Genomic DNA, 15,962 nt, shown 5'->3' with positions numbered 1-15,962 from the left:
ATGAGGAGCCCCTTTCCATGTACAAGCTGTTCTTCCGCCTGGTGTTCTCCCGGATGGACCCGGAGAACGCCCACCACCTCGCCTTCCGCTGGATCCGCGTGGCCGCCCGGATCCCCGTGCTGCGCACCTTCCTCGCCGCCCGGCTCGCCCCGCGGTACACCGAGCTGCGCACCGAGGCGTTCGGCCTGCGGATGCACGGCCCGTTCGGCCTGGCCGCCGGCTTCGACAAGAACGCCGTCGCCATCGACGGCATGGCCATGCTCGGCTTCGACCACGTCGAGATCGGCACGGTCACCGGCGAGGCCCAGCCCGGCAACCCGAGGAGGCGCCTCTTCCGCCTGGTGGCGGACCGCGCGCTGATCAACCGGATGGGCTTCAACAACGACGGCTCCGCCGCCGTCGCCGCGCGCCTGGCCGCCCGGCAGCCGGTCTTCAAGCCGGTCGTCGGCGTCAACATCGGCAAGACCAAGGCCGTCCCCGAGGAGGAGGCCGCCGCCGACTACGTGAAGTCCGCCGAACGGCTGGCCCGCCACGCCGACTACCTGGTCGTCAACGTCTCCTCGCCCAACACCCCCGGCCTGCGCAACCTCCAGGCGACCGAGGCGCTGCGCCCGCTGCTCACCGCCGTCCGCGAGGCCGCCGACCGCACGGTCACCGAGCGGCACGTCCCGCTGCTGGTGAAGATCGCCCCCGACCTCGCCGACGAGGACGTCGACGCCGTCGCCGACCTGGCCGTCGAACTCGGGCTGGACGGCATCATCGCCACCAACACCACCATCGCCCGGGCCGGGCTGGGCCTCAGGTCCTCGCCCGCCGTGGTGCAGGAGACCGGCGGCCTGTCCGGCGCCCCGCTCAAGGAGCGCTCCCTGGAGGTCCTGCGCCGCCTGTACGCCCGCGTCGGCGACCGGATCACCCTGGTCGGCGTCGGCGGCGTCGAGACGGCCGAGGACGCCTGGAAGCGCATCCTGGCCGGCGCCACGCTCGTCCAGGGCTACAGCGCCTTCATCTACGAAGGGCCCCTGTGGGCCCGCTCGATCCACCTGGGCCTGGCCCGGCGCCTGCGCCAGAGCCCCTACGCCACGCTCGCCGAGGCGGTCGGCGCCGACGTCCGGACGACCGCGAACGACGCGAAGACCGCGAACGACGCGAAGACCGCGAACGACGCGAAGACCGCGAACGACGCGAAGGCCGCGAACGACGTGACGACCGTGAAGAAGGGGAACGCCGCATGAGCCACCTGGAACCCTTCGGCGCACGCCTGCGCCGCGCCATGGACGAGCGCGGCCCGCTCTGCGTCGGCATCGACCCGCACGCCTCGCTCCTCGGCTCCTGGGGCCTGGCGGACGACGTCGCCGGGCTCGAACGGTTCAGCCGCACCGTCGTGGAGGCGCTGGCCGACCGGGTCGCCGTCCTCAAGCCGCAGATCGCCTTCTTCGAGCGGTTCGGCTCCCGCGGGCTCGCGGTCCTGGAGAAGTCCGTCGAGGAGGCCCGCGCCGCGGGCGCCCTGGTGGTGATGGACGCCAAGCGCGGCGACATCGGCTCCACCATGGCCGCCTACGCGGAGTCGTTCCTGCGCAAGGACGCCCCGCTGTTCTCCGACGCCCTGACCGTCTCGCCCTACCTCGGCTACGGCTCCCTCGCGCCCGCCGTGGAGACGGCGAGGGAGAACGGCGCCGGGCTGTTCGTCCTGGCCCTCACCTCCAACCCCGAGGGCGGCGAGGTCCAGCACGCGGTCCGCGAGGACGGCCGCGGGGTCGGCGCGACCATGCTGGCCCACCTGGCCGAGGAGAACGCCGGCCAGGAGCCGCTGGGCTCGTTCGGCGCGGTGGTGGGCGCCACCCTCGGCGACCTGTCCTCCTACGACCTGGACGTCAACGGCCCCCTGCTGGCCCCCGGCATCGGCGCCCAGGGCGCGACCCCGGCCGACCTGCCGCGGGTCTTCGGGACCGCGGTGCGCAACGTCGTCCCCAACGTCAGCCGCGGCGTGCTGCGCGAGGGCCCGTCCACCGGGGCGCTGCGCGACGCCGCAGGACGGTTCGCGGACGAGATCCGCACGGCCGTGGCGGGCTGACGACACGCCGAGGAACACGCCTCCGCCGCGGGGAAGGCCCCCCGCGGCGGACGCGCCCGGTCCATATCCCCGCCTTCCGGCGCGCAAAACCGCTCCGGTTTGTCGCAAATGTCGGCCGCTTTGGGCCCGCTACTCAGTCTGACCAGGACTTTTCCGTCGTTCTCGCTGACTCTCGCGGCCCGGACCGCTAGTCTCCGAGCAGAGCCACAGGCCAACTGTGGTGTGTGGCTCACCGGGTGTGGGGCAAGCGAGTTCCTCACCGGTCCGTATCCGACAGTTCGACATCCGAGGTGACGTAGGCGTGGCTCTTCCGCCCCTTACCCCCGAACAGCGCGCAGCCGCGCTCGAAAAGGCCGCCGCGGCTCGCCGGGAGCGGGCCGAGGTCAAGAATCGACTCAAGCACTCCGGCGCCTCCCTGCACGAGGTGATCAAGCAGGGCCAGGAGAACGACGTCATCGGCAAGATGAAGGTCTCCGCCCTGCTCGAGTCGCTGCCCGGCGTGGGCAAGGTCCGCGCCAAGCAGATCATGGAGCGACTCGGCATCTCCGAGAGCCGCCGGGTGCGTGGCCTGGGTTCCAACCAGATCGCCTCCCTGGAGCGGGAGTTCGGCGGCAGCGCCTCCTGAGTCCCGGTCCGCCCGGGATTACTGGAATAATCGGCGCATGGCTGCAACACCCCGGGGGACGACCACCCCCGTCCCCCAGGACGTACGTCCGCGTCTGACCGTGCTCTCCGGCCCCTCCGGGGTCGGCAAGAGCACGGTCGTCGCCCATATGCGCAACGAACACCCCGACGTGTGGCTCTCCGTGTCGGCGACGACCCGCAAGCCCCGGCCGGGCGAGCAGGACGGTGTCCACTACTTCTTCGTCACCGACGAGGAGATGGACAAGATGATCGCCAACGGTGAGCTGCTGGAGTGGGCCGAGTTCGCCGGCAACCGCTACGGCACCCCGCGTGCCGCGGTGATGGAGCGGCTGGAGGCGGGCAAGCCGGTCCTCCTCGAGATCGACCTCCAGGGCGCGCGCCTGGTGCGCGCGTCCATGCCGCAGGCCCAGCTGGTGTTCCTCGCGCCGCCCTCCTGGGAGGAGCTGGTGCGCCGGCTGACCGGGCGCGGCACGGAGTCCGCCGAGGTGATCGAGCGCCGTCTCGACGCCGCCAAGGTGGAACTCGCGGCCGAGCCCGAGTTCGACGTCACCCTGGTCAACACCTCCGTGGACGCCGTGGCGCGGGAGCTGCTGGCCCTCATGGGCGCCGCCTGACGCACCCCGGCCGCCCCTCGCGCGAGGGGCGGGTCCGGGGTACGCTGCGCGGATCGCCCGCCCGCGAAGCTATACTCCGGGGTGTCGGCCGCACGCGCACGTCACGCGCAGGCCGGCACGCGGCAGGTCACGGACCTGTCCGGCGGTCGGGAGGACCGTCGTGGGACGGGCACCCGGTGCCCGCCAACCCCGCCGGAGTGATCCAGGCGGGAGAGCTTCCAGATCTCATTCACCCTTATCGGAAGGTCAGAGCGTGTCCTCTTCCATGACCGCGCCCGAGGGCATCATCAACCCGCCGATCGACGAGCTCCTCGAGGCCACCGACTCGAAGTACAGCCTGGTGATCTACGCGGCCAAGCGTGCCCGCCAGATCAACGCGTACTACTCGCAGCTCGGTGAGGGCCTCCTCGAGTACGTGGGCCCGCTCGTCGACACCCACGTCCACGAGAAGCCCCTCTCGATCGCCCTGCGCGAGATCAACGCCGGTCTGCTCACCTCCGAGGCCGTCGACGGCCCGGCGACGGACCCCACGCGCTGAGGCGCCGGCTCCGCCCCGCGGAGCCACCCCGCCTCCGGCGGAGAACAGCACCGGCCACAGGCCCGGCAGTCGCACTGCCGGGCCTGTGGTCTGCCCCGGTCCCCGCGGGGACGGCCCGGCGCCCCCGTAGGCTCGGACCACGCAGGCAGTCACTTCAGGGCACGCAGGCAGTCACTGCGCAGGCAGTCACTGCGCAGACAGTCACTTCAGGGAGAGACACGGTGGACACGACGGTGCACGAGACGGACGGCCGGCCCCGGATCGTCCTGGGCGTCAGTGGCGGCATCGCCGCCTACAAGGCGTGCGAACTGCTGCGGCGGTTCACCGAGTCCGGCCACGACGTCCGGGTGGTGCCCACCGCCTCCGCGCTGCAGTTCGTCGGCGCCCCCACCTGGTCGGCGCTCTCCGGCAACCCGGTCTCCGCCGAGGTGTGGGAGTCCGTCCACGAGGTGCCGCACGTGCGCATCGGGCAGCACGCCGACCTGGTCGTGGTCGCCCCCGCCACCGCGGACATGCTCGCCAAGGCCGCCCACGGCCTCGCCGACGACCTCCTCACCAACACCCTGCTGACCGCCCGCTGCCCGGTGGTCTTCGCCCCGGCCATGCACACCGAGATGTGGGAGCACCCGGCCACCCAGGAGAACGTGGCCACACTGCGCCGCCGCGGCGCCGTGGTGATCGAGCCGGCCGTGGGCCGGCTGACGGGCGTCGACACCGGCAAGGGACGCTTCCCCGACCCGGTGGAGATCTTCGAGGTCTGCCGCCGGGTCCTGGTCCGCGGCGCGGCCGCCGCCGACCTGGCCGGACGCCATGTGGTGATCAGCGCCGGCGGCACCCGTGAGCCGCTGGACCCGGTCCGGTTCCTCGGCAACCGCTCCTCCGGCAAGCAGGGCTACGCCCTCGCCAGGACCGCCGCCGCCCGCGGCGCCCGGGTCACCCTCGTCGCCGCCAACACCGCACTGCCCGACCCGGCGGGGGTGGACGTGGTCCGCGTCGGCACCGCCGTCGAGCTGCGGGAGGCCGTCCTGCGGGCCGCCGGGGACGCCGACGCGGTGGTGATGGCCGCCGCCGTCGCCGACTTCCGGCCCGCCGTCCACGCCGAGAGCAAGATCAAGAAGAAGGACGGCCAGGAGCCGGAGCCGGTCGCCCTGGTCCGCAACCCCGACGTGCTGGCGGAGATCTCCGCCGAGCGGGCCCGCCCCGGCCAGGTGGTCGTCGGCTTCGCCGCCGAGACCGACGACGTGGTGGCCAACGGCCGGGCCAAGCTGAAGCGCAAGGGCTGCGACTTCCTCGTCGTCAACCAGGTGGGGGAGAACCTCACCTTCGGCTCGGAGGAGAACGAGGCCCTGGTGCTCGGCGCGGACGGCGGCGAGACGCCCGTGCCGCACGGTCCCAAGGAGGACCTCGCGGACGTCGTCTGGGACCTGGTCGCCGGGCGGCTGGGCGGATGATCTACACCCGGGACCCTGGTGAGCGGCGGAATGTCCCGAACGTCACGGCTCGTCCGGCGCTCCGCCGCCCGTAGGGTGAGATCGGTGGCCCGCCAGTCGGGCGGAACCGACTAGACTGTGCCGGACGTCCGGGCAGCAGCCCCGTGCCGTCGCCAAGAATTCAGCCAGCAGCCGCTGCAAACCCAGGGAGCGTTGTGTCCCGTCGCCTGTTCACCTCGGAGTCCGTGACCGAAGGTCACCCCGACAAGATCGCTGACCAGATCAGCGACACGATTCTCGACGCGCTGCTGCGTGAGGACCCCACCTCCCGGGTCGCCGTCGAGACGCTGATCACCACCGGCCTGGTGCATGTCGCCGGCGAGGTCACCACCAAGGCCTACGCCCCGATCCCGCAGCTGGTGCGCGACAAGATCCTCGAGATCGGGTACGACTCCTCGAAGAAGGGCTTCGACGGGGCCTCCTGCGGCGTGTCGGTCTCCATCGGCGCGCAGTCCCCCGACATCGCCCAGGGTGTCGACGCCGCCTACGAGGCGCGCGTCGAGGGTGATGACGACGAGCTGGACAAGCAGGGCGCGGGCGACCAGGGCCTGATGTTCGGCTACGCCTCCGACGAGACGCCGACCCTCATGCCGCTGCCGGTCTTCCTGGCGCACCGCCTGTCGAAGCGTCTGTCGGACGTGCGCAAGAACGGGACCATCCCCTACCTGCGCCCGGACGGCAAGACCCAGGTCACCATCGAGTACGACGGCGACAAGGCGGTCCGCCTGGACACCGTGGTCGTCTCCTCGCAGCACGCCTCGGACATCGACCTGGACTCGCTGCTCACCCCGGACATCCGCGAGTACGTGGTGGAGCCGGAGCTGAAGGCGCTCTCCGACGACGGCATCAAGCTGGAGACCGAGGGCTACCGCCTGCTGGTCAACCCGACCGGGCGCTTCGAGATCGGCGGCCCCATGGGCGACGCCGGCCTCACCGGCCGCAAGATCATCATCGACACGTACGGCGGCATGGCCCGCCACGGCGGCGGCGCCTTCTCCGGCAAGGACCCGTCCAAGGTGGACCGCTCCGCCGCGTACGCGATGCGCTGGGTCGCCAAGAACGTCGTCGCGGCCGGTCTCGCCTCGCGGTGCGAGGTGCAGGTGGCGTACGCGATCGGCAAGGCCGAGCCGGTGGGTCTGTTCGTCGAGACCTTCGGCACCGAGAAGGTCGGCGTGGAGAAGATCCAGGCCGCCATCGGCGAGGTCTTCGACCTGCGTCCCGCCGCGATCATCCGCGACCTGGACCTGCTCCGTCCGATCTACGCCCAGACGGCGGCGTACGGCCACTTCGGCCGTGAGCTGCCCGACTTCACCTGGGAGCGCACGGACCGCGTGGACGCCCTGAAGAAGGCCGCCGGGGTGTAGTTTCCCGCCCTGCGCACCCGCCTTCGCGCGACCGAGGCCCGGTTCCCCGTCCGACGGGGGCCGGGCCTCGGCCGTGGGCGCGGCCGCCGAACGTGCCGGGGCACCGCGCCGTCGGCCGGCGGGGAGTCGGTCACCGTGCAGGGCGTCGTTGTCGGAGCCCGGTGGAAGAATGGCGGCGTGAGCAGCGAGAAGACCCCCCGGGAGGACGGCGCGGACGGCGCGCCGCCCGAGCAGCTCGCGCTCATCCGGGAGAGCGTCCGCGAAGGGAAGGCGAAGGCCCCCAAGGCCAAGCCCAGGACCTGGCGCGGCGCGCCCGTCGCGGAGCGGCTGCCCGTGGCCCGCGTCCTCGTCGACAAGGGCGTCCTGCACCTGGACCGCTACTTCGACTACGCCGTCCCCGCCGAGCTCGACGCCGACGCCCGGCCGGGCGTCCGGGTCCGGGTCCGGTTCGGCGCGGGCCGCAACCGGGTGCGCGGCGGCCGCAGGGAGGGCGGCGGCCTGGTCGACGGCTTCATCGTCGAGCGCCTCGCCGAGTCCGACTACAGCGGCCCCCTCGCCGCCCTCGCGCAGGTCGTGTCGCCCGAGCCGGTCCTCGGCCCCGAGCTGCTCACGCTCTGCCGGGCCGTCGCCGACCGCTACGCCGGCAGCCTCGCCGACGTCCTCCAGCTCGCCGTCCCGCCCCGCAACGCCACCGCGGAGCGCGACCCCTCGCCCGACCCGCTGCCGCCGCCCCCGGCCCCCGCCCCCGGCACCTGGAGCCGGTACGAGCAGGGGCCGGCGTTCCTGCGGAGCCTGGCGGCGGGCGGCTCCCCGCGCGCCGTGTGGAACGCCCTGCCGGGCCCCGCCTGGAGCGAGGAGACCGCCCGCGCGGTCGCCGCCACGCTCGCCTCCGGGCGGGGCGCGCTGGTCGTGGTCCCCGACGGGCGCGCCGCCGCCCGGGTCGACGCGGCGCTGACCGCACTGCTGGGCGAGGGCCGCCACGTGCTGCTGACCGCCGACGCCGGCCCCGAGAAGCGGTACCGGCAGTGGCTCGCGGTGCGGCGCGGTTCGGTGCGCGCGGTCGTGGGCACCCGCGCCGCCATGTTCGCGCCCGTCCGCGACCTCGGGCTGGTCGCGCTCTGGGACGACGGCGACGGCAGCCACAGCGAACCGCACGCCCCCCAGCCGCACGCCCGCGAGGTCCTGGAACTGCGCGCCGCGCTCCACCGCTGCGGCTTCCTGCTCGGGGCGTGGAGCACCACGGTGGAGGCCGCCCAGCTGGTCGAGAGCGGCTGGGCGCGGCCCCTGGTGGCCGACCGGTCCCTGGTGCGGGCCGCCGCGCCGCTGGTGCGGACCGTCGGGGACCAGGACCTGGCGCGCGACGAGGCGGCCCGGGCGGCCCGGCTGCCCACCCTGGCCTGGCAGACCGCCCGCGAGGGCCTGCGGCACGGCCCCGTGCTGGTGCAGGTGCCGCGGCGCGGTTACGTGCCGCGGCTCGCCTGCGCGAACTGCCGCACGCCCGCCCGCTGCCGGCACTGCGCCGGCCCCCTGGAGGGGCAGGACGAGACCCGCCTGGCCTGCGGCTGGTGCGGGCGGCCCGAGGCGGAGTGGCACTGCCCGGAGTGCGGCGCGTTCCGGCTGCGGGCCAGCGTGGTGGGCGCGCGGCGGACCGCGGAGGAGCTGGGGCGGGCGTTCCCCTCCGTGCCGGTGCGGACGTCGGGGCGTGAGCAGGTGCTCGACACCGTGCCGGGCACCCCGGCGCTGGTGGTGTCCACGCCCGGCGCCGAACCGGTCGCGGAGGGCGGCTACGCGGCGGCGCTGCTGCTCGACGGCTGGGCGATGCTGGGACGCCAGGACCTGCGCTCCGGCGAGGAGGCGCTGCGGCGGTGGATCGCCGCGGCGGCGCTGGTGCGGGGCCAGGAGGCCGGCGGCACGGTCGTGGTCATCGCCGAGCCGACGCTGCGGCCCGTGCAGGCGCTGGTGCGGTGGGACCCGGTGGGACACGCGCTGCGGGAGCTGTCCGAACGGGCGGAGCTCGGGTTTCCGCCGGTCTCCCGGATGGCTTCCGTGTCGGGTCCGCCGGAGGCCGTGGCGGAGTTCGTCGCCGCGGCGGAGCTGCCCGGGGAGGCGGAGGTGCTCGGGCCGGTGCCCCTGCCGGTGACGCCCGCGGGCCGCGCGGTGCGACGCGGGGCGCCGCCGCCGGGGGAGATCTGGGAGCGCGTCCTCGTGCGCGTGCCGCCCGGGCGGGGCTCGGCCCTGGCCGCCGCCCTCAAGTCCGCCCAGGCGACCCGCATGGCCCGCGGCGGCGCCGCACCGGTCCGCCTCCGCATCGACCCCCCGGACATCGGCTGACCCCACGGGGGAGGGGCGGCGCGGCCAGGGCGCACGCCGGACGTGCGGGCACTCACCGGGTGCGCGGGCACATGCCGGGGTGCGCGGGCATGCACCGGAAGAAGGGTGCCTCCCGTCGGCATCACTACCTAGGTTGCCATGCTGACTAGGTAGTGATGTCATATGGGCATGGCTGCGGACCGCAGAGCCAGTTGGCTCAAGGGAGTTCTCGATCTGCTCGTGCTGTCCTGCCTCGTCGACGGCGAGAGCTACGGCTACGAGATCGCCAAGAAGCTGGACGACGCCGGCCTGGGCCACATCCGGGGCGGCACCCTCTACCCGGTCCTCAACCGGCTGGAGACGGCGGGACTGGTGCGGGCGGAGTTCCGCGCCGCCGAGCGCGGCCCGGGACGGCGCTACTACGAGCTCACGCCGGAGGGGCGGACCTGCCTCGCGGAGGAGGGGGAGACATGGATGACCTTTCACACCACGGTGCGGAACGCGCTGACGGCCGCGGGGGTGACGGCGCCGACTGGTTCGGCGAGCTGACCCGCGCCCTGGCGGAGCGGGGCCTGCCCCGGGACCGCGCCGCCGCCCTGGTCGCCGAAGTGCGCGGATACGCCGAGGAATCGGGAACCGACGCGCGGGCCGAGTTCGGGCCGCCGGCCGAGTTCGCCCGCGAGCTGGCCCCGGCCCCGTCCGGCGGGCACGGCCCGCAGGCTCCGGAACCCGGCGTCCAGCGCTGGGTCTGGACCGTGGACGCCTACGCGGACCAGGACATGATGAACCGCTTCGGCGCCCAGGGCTGGGAGATCGAGAAGGTCGACCGGCTGGGCCGGTTCGTCAGCCACCGGGACGGGAACGCCGCCCAGCGCTGGGAGTACCGGCGTGACGTCGTCGACCGCCGCGACCGGTCGCGGCACGCGGCCTCGCTCGCACCCGACGGCTGGGAACCCTGCGGCCACTGGTCGTACCTCGCCTACTACAAACGGCCGATCGCCGTCACCGCCGGCCCCGCCGCCGTCGTGGACGACCCGCCCCGGCGACCCGCCCGCAGCGTCTACTTCACCCGGCGCCTCTACGCCTGGCCGGCGGCCGCGCTGCTCGCCGTCGCCGCCGCGGTGCTCCTGCTGCTGACGGCCCCGGAGGAGTCGGGGGCGCGCGGCGGCATGGTGACCGGCGCGATCGCGGGTGCGGCCGTGACGCTGCTCGCCCTCCCGTGGCTCATCGCCCGTCAACGGCAGGAGATGCGCGACGCCTCCCGCTTTCCGGGCCGGCCTCCCGCCCCGGAGTCCGAAGCGCACTGACATACGCCCCGGCCGGCCCCGCCCGGCCCCCTGCGGACTGCCTCGCAGGGGGCCGGACAGGGCCGGGGAGGGACCCGTCAGGTGCCGTTGCGAGGGGAGGGGAAGGGGGCCGGGCGGTCGGGCAGGGGCTGACGGGCCGGCGGGACGGTGGGCAGGTCGCCCGGGGGCGAGGGCTGCTGCCGGGCGGACCGCTCCGCCTCCGCGGCCGCCTGCTGCGCCGCCCTCCGCGCCCCGTAACGCCGGTGCACCGCCTGCTTGGTGACGCCCAGCGCGGACCCCACCGCGTCCCACGAGAAACCCAGCGACCGGTCGAAGTCCACCGCCGCCGTGACCAGCGTCTCGACACTGTCGCGCAGCTCCTGCGCGAGGCGGACCGTCGGCGCGGGCGCCCGTCCGTAGACGACGAAGCCGGCGGAGGAACCGGTGCGGCGCGGGCGGTAGACGTTCCCGAGCTGCGCGGTGAGCGTGCGCAGCGCGTCCACCTGCCGGCGGACCCGCTCGATGTCCCGTACCAGCAGGTGCAGGCTGGCCCGAGCCTGGGCGTCGTGGGTTGCGTGGTCGGCCATGAACAAGCCTCTCGAACCGGCGATGAAAGGATCGGCCGCGGCGAAGGCGGCCCGTTGTGGTCAACTCTCCTTTGACCAACGCGTCCGGCCCCCCGGGGTCACGGTCGCGGGGGCGCTCGGTGTCCGCCGCGCGCCCTGGCGGGGCCGCACGCGCGGGAGCCGCCCCCGGGCCTCCTAGACTGGTGCGCCGCCCGCACTTCCCGCCCCGAGAGGCCCCACGCCACCCATGAAGCTCGTCTTCGCAGGCACCCCCGAGGTCGCCCTTCCCGCCCTGGACGCACTCATCGCCTCCGGGCGGCACGAGGTGGCCGCCGTCGTCACCCGCCCCGACGCGCCCGCCGGACGGGGCCGCCGACTGGTGGCGAGCCCGGTCGCCCAGCGCGCCGAGGAAGCCGGCATCGAGGTGCTCAGGCCCGCCACCCCGCGCGACGAGGCCTTCCTCGCCCGGCTGCGCGAGATCGCCCCGGACTGCTGCCCGGTGGTGGCCTACGGCGCCCTGCTGCCCCGCGTCGCCCTCGACGTCCCGGCCCACGGCTGGGTCAACCTGCACTTCTCGCTGCTGCCCGCCTGGCGCGGCGCCGCCCCGGTGCAGCACGCGGTGATGGCGGGCGACGAGATCACCGGAGCGTCCACCTTCCTGATCGAGGAGGGCCTCGACTCCGGACCGGTCTACGGCACCGTCACCGAGCCGGTCCGCCCCACCGACACCGCCGGCGACCTGCTCACCCGCCTCTCGCTGGCCGGCGCCGGGCTGCTCGCCGCCACCATGGACGGGATCGAGGACGGCGCCCTCCAGCCGGTCCCGCAGCCCGCCGACGGCGTCAGCCTCGCCCCCAAGATCACGGTGGAGGACGCGCGGGTCGACTGGGCCGCCCCCGCCCTGCGGGTGGACCGGGTGGTGCGCGGCTGCAACCCCGCGCCCGGCGCCTGGACCAGCTTCCGCGGCGAGCGGCTGAAGCTCACCCAGGTCGCGGCGGTCCCCGACCGGACCGACCTGGCGCCCGGCGAGATCGCGGCGGGCAAGAACAACGTGTACGTCGGCACCGGGTCGCACGCCGTCGAGCTGGTGTGGGTGCGGCCGCAGGGCAAGAAGCCGATGCGCGCCGCCGACTGGGCCCGCGGCGTCCGGATCGCCGCCGGGGAGACCCTGGGCGCCTGAGCCGCCGCCCGGCCCGTGCCGGCCCGTGCCGGCCGGCCCGCCCGCGGCCCGTCGCCGTACCTCGGCCGGCCGCCGCACCTCGGCCGTCTGCCCCGACCGGCCGCCCCGTCGGCGGGGCGGCCGGGGGCCGTACCCTGGGGAGGCATTCCCCTTCTCGATTTCCGATCCGGAGCACCTTTTTCGTGAGCGACCCCTCCCGCCGGCCCCGCAAGCCCGCCAAGCCGTACCGCCGGCCCCAGAAGGACCCGGTCCGCATCCTCGCCTTCGAGGCGCTGCGCGCCGTCGACGAACGGGACGCGTACGCCAACCTGGTCCTGCCGCCGCTGCTGCGCAAGGCCCGGGAGAAGGAGGGCTTCGACGGCCGGGACGCCGCTCTCGCCACCGAGCTGGTCTACGGCACGCTGCGCCGCCAGGGCACCTACGACGCGATCGTCGCCGACTGCGTCGACCGCCCGCTGCGCGAGGTGGACCCGCCGGTGCTGGACGTGCTCTCGCTCGGCGCCCACCAGCTCCTCGGCACCCGGATCCCGCCCCACGCGGCGGTCTCCGCGACCGTCGAGCTGGCCCGGGTCGTCCTGGGTGACGGCCGGGCCAAGTTCGTGAACGCCGTGCTGCGCAAGATCGCCCGGCACGACCTGGACGGCTGGCTCGAGCGGGTCGCCCCGCCCTACGACGAGGACCCCGAGGACCACCTCGCGGTGGTCCACTCCCACCCGCGCTGGGTGGTCTCCTCGCTGTGGGACTCGCTGGGCGGCGGCCGGGCCGGCGTCGAGGAACTGCTGGCCGCGGACAACGAGCGCCCCGAGGTGACCCTGGTGGCGCGCCCCGGACGGGCCACGGCCGGGGAGCTGCTGGAGTCGCTGGGCGAGGAGGCGGCGGCGCCCGGGCGCTGGTCGCCGTACGCGGTCCGGCTCACCGAGGGCGGCGAGCCCGGCGCGGTGGAGGCGGTGCGTGAAGGCCGCGCGGGCGTGCAGGACGAGGGCAGCCAGCTGGTCGCCCTGGCCCTGGCCAACGCCCCGCTGGAGGGCCCCGACCGGGCCTGGCTGGACGGCTGCGCGGGCCCCGGCGGCAAGGCGGCGCTGCTCGCCGGACTGGCCGCCGAGCGCGGGGCGGTGCTGCTCGCCTCCGAGAAGCAGCCGCACCGCGCCGGACTGGTGGCGCGGGCGCTGGAGGGCAACCCCGGCCCCTACCAGGTGATCGCCGCCGACGGGACGCGTCCGCCGTGGCGCCCCGGATCGTTCGACCGCGTCCTGATGGACGTGCCCTGCACCGGCCTGGGGGCGCTGCGGCGCCGGCCCGAGGCGCGGTGGCGGCGCCGCCCCGAGGACCTGGACGGGTTCGCCCCGCTCCAGCGGGCGCTGCTGGGCACCGCGTTGGACTCGGTGCGGATCGGCGGCGTCGTCGGGTACGTGACCTGCTCGCCGCACCTGGCCGAGACCCGCGCGGTCGTCGACGACGTGCTCAAGCAGCGGGCCGGGGAGGCCGAACTCCTCGACGCGCGCCCCCTGCTGCCGGGTGTGCCGGAGCTCGGGGAGGGCCCCGACGTGCAGCTGTGGCCGCATCTGCACGGCACCGACGCCATGTACCTGGCGCTGTTCCGCCGCCTGGCCTGACGCCCGGCCGCGCGGCACGCCCCCGGCCGCCGCGCGTGCCGCGGGCCCGGCCGCCGCGCGCGGCGGGTCCGGGCGGAAATCCGAGCGGAAAAGAGAGGCACCCGGATGCCGCCCGGAGGCGCGCGGCATGGGAGGCTGGGGGCATGGCCGTGCAGATCAACCCGAGCATCCTGTCCGCGGACTTCGCGCGCCTCGCCGACGAGGCGAAGGCGGTGTCCGGAGCCGACTGGCTCCACGTCGACGTCATGGACAACCACTTCGTGCCGAACCTGACCCTCGGCGTGCCGGTGGTCGAGTCCCTGGCACGGGCGACCGACACCCCGCTGGACTGCCACCTGATGATCGAGCAGCCCGACCGCTGGGCCCCCCAGTACGTGGAGGCCGGCGCCGGGTCGGTCACCTTCCACGTGGAGGCCGCGGCCGCGCCGGTCCGGCTCGCCCGGGAGATCCGCGCCAAGGGCGCCCGCGCCTCCATGGCGCTGCGGCCGGCCACGCCGATCGAGCCGTACGAGGACCTGCTGCCCGAGCTCGACATGCTGCTGATCATGACGGTGGAGCCGGGCTTCGGCGGCCAGGCCTTCCTCGACATCATGCTGCCCAAGATCCGCCGCACCCGTGAGCTCATCTCCAAGCACGGCCTCGAACTCTGGCTGCAGGTGGACGGCGGTGTCTCGGCCTCCACCATCGAGCGCTGCGCGGAGGCCGGGGCGGACGTGTTCGTGGCCGGTTCCGCGGTCTACGGCGCCCAGGACCCGGCCGAGGCGGTCCGCGCGCTGCGGGCGAGCGCCGAGTCGGCCACCGCCGCCGCGTCCTGGGCGTGCGGCCACTGACACCGCCCGGCCGGGATGTGACGCACGGCGGATGCGGGGCCAACGGAACGTGAACGACGCCCACAGGGGGCGGATACGTCCTGCCACATCTGCAAGGATGGACGGCAGGTCCAAGATGTGAACAGCAGTGAGGAGAGCGCCGTGTCGGGTATGTCGGCGGGCCGGTCAGCCATGCGGATGGGTCCCGCTGAGCTGGTGCAGGCGGCGGCCATGGCCCGCCGCTTCTACCTCGAGGGCAAGTCCAAGATCCAGATCGCCGAGGAGTTCGGCGTGAGCCGCTTCAAGGTGGCGCGGGTCCTGGAGACCGCCCTCGAGAGGGACCTTGTGCGGATCGAGATCCGTGTCCCGGCCGAACTGGACGCGGAGCGCTCCGACGCGCTCCGGGCCCGGTACGGCCTGCGGCACGCCGTCGTGGTCGAGTCCCCTCCGGAGGCCCAGGACTCCCCGGACCCGGAGGGCCTGGGCGAGGTCGCCGCGGACCTCCTCGGCGAACTGGTCGACGAGGGGGACGTCCTGGGGCTGGCCTGGGGACGGTCCACCATCCACATGTCGGTGGCGCTCAACAAGCTGCCGCAGTGCACGGTGGTCCAGCTCACCGGTGTCTACGACGCCGGAACCGCCGAGCGCGGCTCGGTGGAGGCGGTGCGGCGCGCCGCCCAGGTGTCGGGCGGCGACGCCCACCCCATCTACGCGCCGATGCTGCTGCCGGACGCGGCCACCGCGGCGGCGCTGCGCAACCAGACGGGCATCGCCCGGGCCTTCGAGTACTTCGACAAGGTCACCGTCGCCTGCGTCTCCATCGGGTCGTGGGAACCGGGCGTCTCCACGGTGCACGACATGCTGAGCGACGAGGAGCGGGAGCACTACGCCTCGCTGGGCGTCGCCGCGGAGATGTCCGCGCACCTCTTCGACGCGCAGGGCCGGCGGGTCGGCCGCGACCTGGGCGAGCGGTGCATCACGGTGAAGGCGGAGCAGCTGCGCCGCATCCCCGAGGTGGTCGCGATCGCCGGAGGGGCGCGCAAGGGCGCCGCGATCGACGCGGTGCTGCGGTCGGGTCTGGTCACCAGCCTGGTGACCGACACCTCGGCCGCCGACTACCTGCTCACGGCGGGCCAGGCGCCCGCCCCCGCCCTCAACCGGGCGGACCCCGACGGCGTCTGACGTAGCGTCACCGGACGGCCCGCGCCCCAGGCGCGGGCCGTCCGGCGTTCTCCGGCCGTGCCGCGCGCCGTTACCCCGGTGCGCGGCGGTCCATGCCTTCGCCGGACCGGTTGGCGAGTTTGGGCCAGCCCGGCGTGGAAGGCGCATTCCGTTCTTGTGAAGTCATGCACATGATCGAAGAATGGGCCGGTCGCCGGGCCCATGACGGCCCGGCCTCAGCGTTCCACCACTCAGCACGACTGCAGCAAGTCGGGGCGGGAGATCCCCGCCGCTCGTGGGATGGAGACCTGTTGA

At 74.6% G+C, this 15,962-nt stretch carries 14 protein-coding genes and 1 pseudogene; 14 read left to right on the top strand and 1 reads right to left on the bottom strand.

What is annotated here, in order from left to right:
• Positions 1-17: 17 nt before the first annotated feature.
• The 10 genes and pseudogenes from ABZ836_RS13805 to ABZ836_RS13760 all read left to right on the top strand — a co-directional run.
• Positions 18-1,121 (top strand): annotated as a pseudogene (locus tag ABZ836_RS13805) (quinone-dependent dihydroorotate dehydrogenase); the annotation flags it as partial.
• A 107-nt stretch (positions 1,122-1,228) separates the two neighbouring features.
• Positions 1,229-2,071, top strand: a complete 843-nt coding sequence (gene pyrF, locus ABZ836_RS13800) for an orotidine-5'-phosphate decarboxylase (RefSeq protein WP_356134038.1) — start codon at positions 1,229-1,231, stop codon at positions 2,069-2,071.
• A gap of 301 nt (positions 2,072-2,372) precedes the next feature.
• Positions 2,373-2,696: an integration host factor gene (locus tag ABZ836_RS13795; RefSeq protein ID WP_108957087.1), complete on the top strand. Its 324-nt coding sequence runs from the start codon at positions 2,373-2,375 to the stop codon at positions 2,694-2,696.
• Positions 2,697-2,733: 37 nt separating this feature from the next.
• On the top strand, positions 2,734-3,330 hold the full coding sequence (gene gmk, locus ABZ836_RS13790) for a guanylate kinase (protein WP_356134040.1): 597 nt from the start codon (positions 2,734-2,736) through the stop codon (positions 3,328-3,330).
• A gap of 253 nt (positions 3,331-3,583) precedes the next feature.
• Positions 3,584-3,868 carry a DNA-directed RNA polymerase subunit omega gene (gene rpoZ, locus ABZ836_RS13785; protein ID WP_108957089.1) on the top strand — a complete coding sequence of 95 codons (285 nt, stop codon included), beginning with the start codon at positions 3,584-3,586 and terminating at the stop codon, positions 3,866-3,868.
• 221 nt (positions 3,869-4,089) lie between these two features.
• Positions 4,090-5,319, top strand: a complete 1,230-nt coding sequence (coaBC, locus tag ABZ836_RS13780) for a bifunctional phosphopantothenoylcysteine decarboxylase/phosphopantothenate--cysteine ligase CoaBC (RefSeq protein ID WP_361141956.1) — start codon at positions 4,090-4,092, stop codon at positions 5,317-5,319.
• A gap of 194 nt (positions 5,320-5,513) precedes the next feature.
• Positions 5,514-6,722 carry a methionine adenosyltransferase gene (gene metK / locus ABZ836_RS13775; RefSeq protein ID WP_356134045.1) on the top strand — a complete coding sequence of 403 codons (1,209 nt, stop codon included), beginning with the start codon at positions 5,514-5,516 and terminating at the stop codon, positions 6,720-6,722.
• A 177-nt stretch (positions 6,723-6,899) separates the two neighbouring features.
• Complete coding sequence (locus ABZ836_RS13770; RefSeq protein ID WP_361141954.1) at positions 6,900-9,053, top strand: primosomal protein N'; 2,154 nt, start codon at positions 6,900-6,902, stop codon at positions 9,051-9,053.
• Positions 9,054-9,221: 168 nt separating this feature from the next.
• A complete protein-coding gene (locus ABZ836_RS13765) occupies positions 9,222-9,581 on the top strand; it encodes a PadR family transcriptional regulator (protein WP_361141952.1) in 360 nt (119 codons plus the stop codon).
• Positions 9,503-10,339, top strand: a complete 837-nt coding sequence (locus ABZ836_RS13760) for a hypothetical protein (RefSeq protein WP_361141950.1) — start codon at positions 9,503-9,505, stop codon at positions 10,337-10,339. The genes ABZ836_RS13765 and ABZ836_RS13760 overlap by 79 nt, the downstream gene beginning before the upstream one ends.
• 77 nt (positions 10,340-10,416) lie before the next feature.
• Here the strand turns inward: ABZ836_RS13760 and ABZ836_RS13755 are convergent, their stop codons facing one another.
• Positions 10,417-10,905: a hypothetical protein gene (locus ABZ836_RS13755; RefSeq protein ID WP_361141948.1), complete on the bottom strand. Its 489-nt coding sequence runs from the start codon at positions 10,903-10,905 to the stop codon at positions 10,417-10,419.
• A gap of 226 nt (positions 10,906-11,131) precedes the next feature.
• Between ABZ836_RS13755 and fmt the strand changes: the two genes are divergently transcribed.
• From fmt to ABZ836_RS13735, 4 genes are all read left to right on the top strand, one after another.
• Positions 11,132-12,064 carry a methionyl-tRNA formyltransferase gene (gene fmt / locus ABZ836_RS13750; protein ID WP_361141946.1) on the top strand — a complete coding sequence of 311 codons (933 nt, stop codon included), beginning with the start codon at positions 11,132-11,134 and terminating at the stop codon, positions 12,062-12,064.
• 182 nt (positions 12,065-12,246) lie between these two features.
• Entirely contained in the window at positions 12,247-13,677 is a 1,431-nt protein-coding gene (locus ABZ836_RS13745; RefSeq protein WP_361141944.1) for a transcription antitermination factor NusB, read from the top strand.
• A gap of 143 nt (positions 13,678-13,820) precedes the next feature.
• A complete protein-coding gene (rpe, locus tag ABZ836_RS13740) occupies positions 13,821-14,507 on the top strand; it encodes a ribulose-phosphate 3-epimerase (RefSeq protein ID WP_361141942.1) in 687 nt (228 codons plus the stop codon).
• A 117-nt stretch (positions 14,508-14,624) separates the two neighbouring features.
• A complete protein-coding gene (locus ABZ836_RS13735) occupies positions 14,625-15,668 on the top strand; it encodes a sugar-binding domain-containing protein (RefSeq protein WP_356134060.1) in 1,044 nt (347 codons plus the stop codon).
• The last annotated feature ends 294 nt before the right edge of the window (positions 15,669-15,962 follow it).

Source organism: Streptomyces sp. NPDC047130 (assembly GCF_040643475.1).
GTDB lineage: Bacteria > Actinomycetota > Actinomycetes > Streptomycetales > Streptomycetaceae > Streptomyces.
Note: the sequence above shows the minus strand (reverse complement) of the source record. Positions and strands in the feature narration are given on the sequence as shown.